At 25.2% G+C, this 6,758-nt stretch carries 7 protein-coding genes and 2 pseudogenes; 6 read left to right on the forward strand and 3 right to left on the reverse strand.

Going from position 1 to position 6,758, the window contains the following annotated elements:
* The first annotated feature begins 28 nt into the window (after nucleotides 1–28).
* Nucleotides 29–652 carry an EcsC family protein gene (locus EIH23_RS14240; protein WP_122641096.1) on the forward strand — a complete coding sequence of 208 codons (624 nt, stop codon included), beginning with the start codon at nucleotides 29–31 and terminating at the stop codon, nucleotides 650–652.
* Nucleotides 653–847: 195 nt separating this feature from the next.
* Here EIH23_RS14240 and EIH23_RS14245 read toward each other — a convergent pair whose 3' ends face one another.
* Nucleotides 848–1,243 carry an RrF2 family transcriptional regulator gene (locus EIH23_RS14245; RefSeq protein WP_122641097.1) on the reverse strand — a complete coding sequence of 132 codons (396 nt, stop codon included), beginning with the start codon at nucleotides 1,241–1,243 and terminating at the stop codon, nucleotides 848–850.
* A gap of 147 nt (nucleotides 1,244–1,390) precedes the next feature.
* Between EIH23_RS14245 and EIH23_RS14250 the strand changes: the two genes are divergently transcribed.
* From EIH23_RS14250 to rbr, 3 genes are all read left to right on the forward strand, one after another.
* A complete protein-coding gene (locus tag EIH23_RS14250) occupies nucleotides 1,391–1,765 on the forward strand; it encodes a YbaN family protein (RefSeq protein WP_122641098.1) in 375 nt (124 codons plus the stop codon).
* 126 nt (nucleotides 1,766–1,891) lie between these two features.
* Nucleotides 1,892–2,359, forward strand: a complete 468-nt coding sequence (locus tag EIH23_RS14255; RefSeq protein WP_122641099.1) for a globin domain-containing protein — start codon at nucleotides 1,892–1,894, stop codon at nucleotides 2,357–2,359.
* Nucleotides 2,360–2,764: 405 nt separating this feature from the next.
* Nucleotides 2,765–3,352 (forward strand): rubrerythrin, encoded by a 588-nt coding sequence (rbr, locus tag EIH23_RS14260; RefSeq protein WP_122641100.1) that lies wholly within the window; start codon nucleotides 2,765–2,767, stop codon nucleotides 3,350–3,352.
* Between the two features lie 157 nt (nucleotides 3,353–3,509).
* On the opposite strand, the gene EIH23_RS14265 is transcribed toward rbr, so the two are convergent.
* Entirely contained in the window at nucleotides 3,510–3,836 is a 327-nt protein-coding gene (locus EIH23_RS14265) for a DUF3784 domain-containing protein (protein WP_122641101.1), read from the reverse strand.
* A 110-nt stretch (nucleotides 3,837–3,946) separates the two neighbouring features.
* Nucleotides 3,947–4,273, reverse strand: a pseudogene (locus EIH23_RS14270) (IS1595 family transposase); the annotation flags it as partial.
* A 230-nt stretch (nucleotides 4,274–4,503) separates the two neighbouring features.
* Here EIH23_RS14270 and EIH23_RS14275 point away from each other — a divergent pair.
* Both EIH23_RS14275 and EIH23_RS14280 read left to right on the forward strand, forming a co-directional pair.
* A pseudogene (locus tag EIH23_RS14275) lies at nucleotides 4,504–5,552 on the forward strand (IS1595 family transposase).
* 177 nt (nucleotides 5,553–5,729) lie between these two features.
* Nucleotides 5,730–5,951, forward strand: coding sequence for a hypothetical protein (locus EIH23_RS14280; RefSeq protein WP_122641102.1), 222 nt, complete (start codon nucleotides 5,730–5,732; stop codon nucleotides 5,949–5,951).
* The last annotated feature ends 807 nt before the right edge of the window (nucleotides 5,952–6,758 follow it).

Raw genomic sequence — 6,758 nt, forward strand, 5'->3', positions numbered from 1 at the left:
TGTTAATATATTATAACTTGGAGGGAATATGGGGGATAATAAACTTACTGAATTTAAGTTAATGCAGGTACTAGACTGGAGCTATGAAAAAGCAGTAAATGGATTACCAGGAATGGAGACTGCAGAAGAATTAGCGAATAAGTATATTAGTAAATCTAATTCTATAGATGATGCTATAGATCAATTTATTAATTGGCAACAAGCTAAATGTGCGACTAGTGGATTCATAACAGGATTAGGAGGAATAATAACACTGCCTGTAGCAGTTCCTGCAAATATAAGCTCTGTTATTTATATACAAACAAGGATGATTGCAACCATTGCAAGTATGAGAGGATATGATTTAAAAGATGACCAAGTTAGAACTCTTGTATATGTGTCTTTAACAGGGCAAAGTGCGGCGGATATTTTAAAACAAAGTGGTATAAAAATAGGAAATAGTGTAGCAAAATCTCTAGTAAAGAAGATACCAGGAGAAGTAATTAAAAATATTAATCAAAAGGTAGGATTTAGATTATTGACTAAGTTTGGTGAAAAAGGTGTAATAAACTTAGGAAAATGTATACCTTTAGTTGGAGGAGTTATAGGAGGAACAGTAGATGCAATAGGTACAAGAACAATTGGAAAAACGGCGAAGAAAGTTTTTTGCTAAATAAACTATAAAATAACATCCTTTGGAGGTGTAACGGAGAACCGTATCACAAGTAACGGAGCACGGTTTTTATAAAAATAATTATAAATAGATTATACTAATTTTGATATGAGCCCTTTGTGATAGAAAGTTAAAACAATAAAACTTTTGTCATAAAGGGTTCATATCATCTTATAGATATAATGTCTTAATATATTAAAGGATATCATATAGGGTATATTTATAAAATTCAATTATAAATGAACTTAAAGCATTATTTATAATTGGTTTTAATTTACAAGAATTATTAAGGTTACAAGTATTATTATCAGTAGAAAAACATTCTACAATATTTAAATTATCTTCTGTTATTTCAAGAAGTTTACCTAAGTTTATATTTTGGGGGTCCATTCCTAGCTTTATACCACCATTTCTTCCCTTAGAAGATAAAATATATCCATTTTTAGCTAATTTATAAATTATTTTTTTTATATGATGAGTAGACAAATTAAGTGTATTTGATAACTCATCTACTGTAAAAAGTTTATTTTGGTTATTGCCTAGATAAATTAATATTCTAAAACTATAATCAGTAAATTTAGATAAATACATAAAATTCTCCTTAATATAAGTTGATTATTATATATTATTATAAATTATATTAGGTTAGATACAATATAAATTATAATTAAAAAATTATATGTTATTTAAAACTTAAAAAGGGTATATAGAATACATATTAAAAAATAGGAGAGTTTTATGAAGAGAATTAAAAAAATAATATTTGTTATTGCAGGGTTTATATTTCTTTTATTAGGAATAATCGGAATAGTACTTCCTATATTACCGACAGTACCATTTTTACTTTTAACATCATATTGTTTTGCTAGAGGGTCAAATAAATTTGAAACCTGGTTTAAATCTAGCAAAATATACAAAAATTATTTAGAAGGTTTTATAATTAATAAGTCCATGACCTTAAAGCAAAAGATATATACATCAACTTTTGCAGATATAATGATTGCTTTTCCATTAATTATTTTAAATAACTTATATATAAAGTTATTTTTAATAATAATTATTATATTTAAGTATTATTACTTTATATTCAAAATCAAAACTATAAAGATATAATTGCAATTGAATTGAGAATAAAGAATATATTACTTTTAAAAAATGTTTATATAAAAAATAATTGGGTAAATTTTTAATAAATAAAAAGTGTATATAAAATACACATTTAAAAAGGAGAGAGTAAGTATGTTAAGTCAAAAAACAATAGAGATAGTAAAAAGTACAGTGCCGGTATTAAAGGAGCATGGATTAGAAATAACAAAAACTTTCTACAAAACAATGTTTACGAATAATCCAGAAGTAAAAGAAATGTTTAATATGGATAAACAAGAATCTGGAGAACAACCAAAGGCGCTAGCAATGACAATACTAGCAGCAGCTCAAAATATAGATAATTTAGAGGTGTTATTACCAGCGGCAAAGAAAATAGGAAATATTCATGTTAATTCAAATGTAAAACCAGAGCATTATCCAGTAGTAGGTAAAAATTTATTATTAGCAATAAAAGAAGTTCTAGGAGACGCAGCAACAGAAGATGTTTTAAATGCATGGGCAGAAGCTTATGAAGTTATAGCTAAAGTATTTATAGATGTAGAAAAAGATATGTATATAGATCAAGTATGCAGAGATAATCAAGTACATCAAAAAATGTAATTTAATAAAAGCTCCTTAAAGTATTGATATTTTTATCATTGCTATTAAGGGACTTTTATTAATTATTTTTGATTTTTATATAATATTAGGTTTTATAGATGTAGTACACAAAATGTAATTAAAGTATCTTATATTAACTGGTACAACTAGTTAATTTCTGTGTGTTTTATCAGGAAAAGTATGGAGTACTACAATTATACAATTTATCCATTTCAAGTTTATTTTTATTATAACATTAAATCTAATAAAAGTTAAACATTTTATATTTAATATATTCTGATATATAACTATGCATATTAATACAAATTTACAAATTATTATGTAAAAAAATGTAAATTAGTTATTGAATTTATAAAATTTTAATGCTACTATCTTTATAAACTTAAATTAATTAAAGGGGGACTTATGAAAAGTTTAAAAGGAACAAGAACAGCTGAAAACTTAATGAAATCTTTTGCAGGAGAGAGTCAAGCAAGAACAAGATATACATATTATGCAAGCATAGCAAAAAAACAAGGGTATGTTCAAATATCAAACATATTTATGGAAACAGCAGAACAAGAAAAAGAGCATGCTAAGAAATTTTATAAATATTTAAAAGAAGATTTTATAGATGAAATGATAGAAATAACAGCAGCATACCCAGTATCATTCCATGAAGATACTATGGCAAACTTAAAAGCGGCTGCTGCTGGTGAAAATGAAGAATGGACAGAATTATACCCTGAATTTGCAAAGATAGCGAGAGAAGAAGGGTTTGAAGCTATAGCTAAAACTTTTGAGAGAATAAGTGGAGTAGAAAAAAGACATGAAGCTAGATATAATAAATTAGCTAAAAATATAGAAGAGGGAAAAGTATTTAAGAAAGATGAAAAAGTACTATGGAAATGTTTAAATTGTGGTCATATTCATGAAGGTGAAGAAGCACCTAAGGTATGTCCAACATGTGTACACCCACAAGGATACTTTGAAGTATTTATAGAAACATATTAATAACTATTTTTAAAATAGGATGAAAATAGTTGATAATATTAAAAAGTAAATAGAAATAGGCATATATATTAGAACTATTAAAGGTATGCCTATTTTTATTTTATAGATTGATTTAAATTATTGGTACTTTATTAAAATTGTTCATATATAATTAAGACTAATTATTAGGATTGATTTTATATTTATCAAATCTAAAAGTAACAGTAACTTTCACAAAGCATATAATCCAAATAACAATTGATATCCATAAAACTAATTTAGATATTAGAATATAGCCAATTGTCCATATTAACAGTATTAAAGCTAGTTTTAATAATATTACACCATAATCTCTACTCATTTTAAGTTCATCATATAATTCTCTTTCATTTTTTGAGATAAAATAATATCCATTGATTAATATAGATGCTTTATCTTTAAGAAGAAAAAACATACCCGATACGAAGAATAATGCACCTGACATAAATAATGATATTTTTAACACAATAGTTCACCCCTCCATTGAAATATACTCCCAATATATAACATTTGCGAACTTTACTATATTATACATAATGTTAATTTACTTTCCAATAGTAAAATAATTTCATTAATTTAAACTAGCTCAATAAGTCTACCTATAATAGTATCTCTCGTTATAAGTGTTTCTTTAGTAGCAATATTCACTAACATATCTTTGATTCTGTCAGTCTTTTTATTCTTCTTGCTTAATTGAAGAAATTTAAACCAAGCTAAATAGTTGTTAATATATTTTGTAGAAACTCCATTGAATGTCATTAACCATCTTTCAAAGCTACTATGAAGAGCATTTATATGTTGCAAGTGGTAAACACTATCTATCATTGATTTACCTCTAGGAACTTGTTTTAACTCTACATTTAATTTATCTTTTATCCCTATGTATGATTTATGTGAGTCGTCTCCACTATTGAAATCCACAAAAAAGGTATTGATTGAAAAATCAATATCTTTTTTTATTTTAATTATCAGAGTAAATGATTATTGTTGCACTATAAGTAAGGTTATACGATAGAAAGGGAGTCTATTTTACTATTTTTTATTTATAGGCTATGTTAGCTAACTTTGTGATTAATTATATCTAAAATAGTTATAAACTATATTTCAACTAATTTTCAGAAAGGATACCTAATATTAGGTCAAAAATAGATATAAAATCTGTGATAAAAGATTTAAAAAGGAATGAACTTACAGAGTTAATTTCAGTAGCACAATAAGTATTAAGTACTTTATTTAATTCCTCTGAAATTAGATATAATGTCAAAGAAAGTAGATTTTCTAAAGGATACGAGTTCCCAAAATGTCAATATAAATATGTAAATAAAAATGGGAAATCTAACGGAAGACAAAGATATATATGTAAACGTTGTCGTACAAGTTTTGATGAGTTTACTATGTCCCCATTCTCTAATACAAAATTAAGCTTAGATAGATGGCTAAAATACTGCGAATTAATGATATTAGGACTTTCTATAAGAAAATTTGCTGAAGAAATCAGAGTAGGTGTTAAAACGTATTTTTATATGCGTCATAGGATACTTGATGTAATAAATCTATCATTAAAAAATGATAAAATTGAAGGTATAGTTGAAGTAGATGAATATTTTATTAAGGAGTCTTTTAAAGGGAATCATTCTAAAAGTACTATATTTGCAATGCCTAGAAACCATAGAAAAAGAGGTAAAAGCAAAAATGATAAGAAGAAAAGGGGAATATCAAAAGAGCAGATTTGTATAGAGACAGCAATTGATAGAAAAGGAAATATCCTTATGGGTGCTGTTTGTAATGGGAGAATTACAACCAATCAAATAGTTAACTTTTTTGACAATAAAATATGTTAAGATGCTACTTTTGTGTAGATTCGCATAAATCCTATATGGGAATAAAGGATAAGTTGAACATAGAATTAAAGCAAGTTTCTAGAGGAAAATCAATGATAGATAGTGTTTATCATTTACAGCATATAAATGCTCTTCACAGTAGCTTTAAGAGATGGTTAATGACTTTTAATGGTGTATCCACAAAATATATTAATAATTATTTGGCTTGGTTTAAATTTCTACAACAAAGTAAGAAGAATAAAAAGAGTGACCGAATTAAAGATATGCTAGTGAATGTATCTACTAAGGATACATATATAACTAGAGCAACTATTAGAAATAGATTTATTGAGTTAACATAAAATAAGGAACTTTACTTCAAATTAATGAAACTATTTTGCAATTGGAGAATAATTGAATATTTCGTATAGTATAATTAAGTTTACAATTATTATAAATTGAGAAAAACAAAGAGAGGGATTATATATGCAAAGACCATCTAAATTATCATTAGTATTTTTATAACTGGATTAACTTTAATGTTTTTAGCTTTAACATCAAGAAACGTTAACTTTAATAAAACTCTGATATCAGAAAAAATCCCAGATACATTATGTAAGATAGAAGTCGAATCCACTAAATTTCCATATGGTGTGCAAATAAATATCGTATCAGACTCATCAAGTGAGGAGCTTATAAAATATCCTATTCATCAAGACTTAGCAGGAATTGTTAAAGAGAATATTGATTTTAAATGGTAAGATTATGTTGCTATAATAAGTGTAAAAGGTGAAACCAAAATAGCTGAGTTTAAAGTAAAACTAAATAGAGATACATACTCATTTGACTACGGAGTAAATACATACATCAATAATAATCAAAACGACTATAGTTGGTAATTTATAATAAGCACATCATATAATCTAATACGTTTAAAATACTAAGGTGTACTTATTATTATGTCATATTTATCACGAAGATGGCTAACATAGTCAAAGATAATAATATAAAAAATATAGGAAAAAATTGACATAAATAATGTGCAATGGTATTATAATTTTAAAAATAAATTTTACTAAAAATAGAGGTGAAATATAAGGTTAAAAATATTAGCATTAATCATTTTAATAGGAGCATTTTTTACTGATTGTACAGCGGATTAAACTTTAAATGTTAAATATGTATGGAAAAGAATCAATAATGGTATAGGTATGAAACAAAAACTTAAACATTAGCGTAATGGAAAATTATACTAAAATTTAGAAAAATATAAATACACATTTAGATATTGAAACAATAATTATTAAAGAAAATGTATAGAAATAAAGTTATATACAGGTTTTAGAACAAAGTTTGTTAAAAAAATATCTATAGACTTTTATAAAAGAGTATATAGAGCAAAGGTTTTAACTTTATATCTAGGAATATTTAAAAATTTAACTGAAAATTTTGACTATGATAAATTTGTTCAATATAACAATATAAGGTGTAACCTATGATTGTAGATAGAAGTATATATGGATTTCTATTTAACTGAGATATAATAGCAATATTTTATAGAATAGCCT

This window comes from Romboutsia sp. Marseille-P6047, assembly GCF_900604535.1.
Taxonomy (GTDB): Bacteria; Bacillota; Clostridia; order Peptostreptococcales; family Peptostreptococcaceae; genus Romboutsia_E.

Bases quoted from the DNA above. Each gene is read 5' to 3' on its own strand.
- EIH23_RS14250 (WP_122641098.1), top strand. From the start codon at position 1,391: ATGAAGAGAATTAAAAAAATAATATTTGTTATTGCAGGGTTTATATTT.
- rbr (WP_122641100.1), top strand. From the start codon at position 2,765: ATGAAAAGTTTAAAAGGAACAAGAACAGCTGAAAACTTAATGAAATCT.
- EIH23_RS14280 (WP_122641102.1), top strand. From the start codon at position 5,730: ATGTTTTTAGCTTTAACATCAAGAAACGTTAACTTTAATAAAACTCTG.
- EIH23_RS14245 (WP_122641097.1), bottom strand. From the start codon at position 1,243: ATGTATTTATCTAAATTTACTGATTATAGTTTTAGAATATTAATTTAT.
- EIH23_RS14240 (WP_122641096.1), top strand. From the start codon at position 29: ATGGGGGATAATAAACTTACTGAATTTAAGTTAATGCAGGTACTAGAC.
- EIH23_RS14255 (WP_122641099.1), top strand. From the start codon at position 1,892: ATGTTAAGTCAAAAAACAATAGAGATAGTAAAAAGTACAGTGCCGGTA.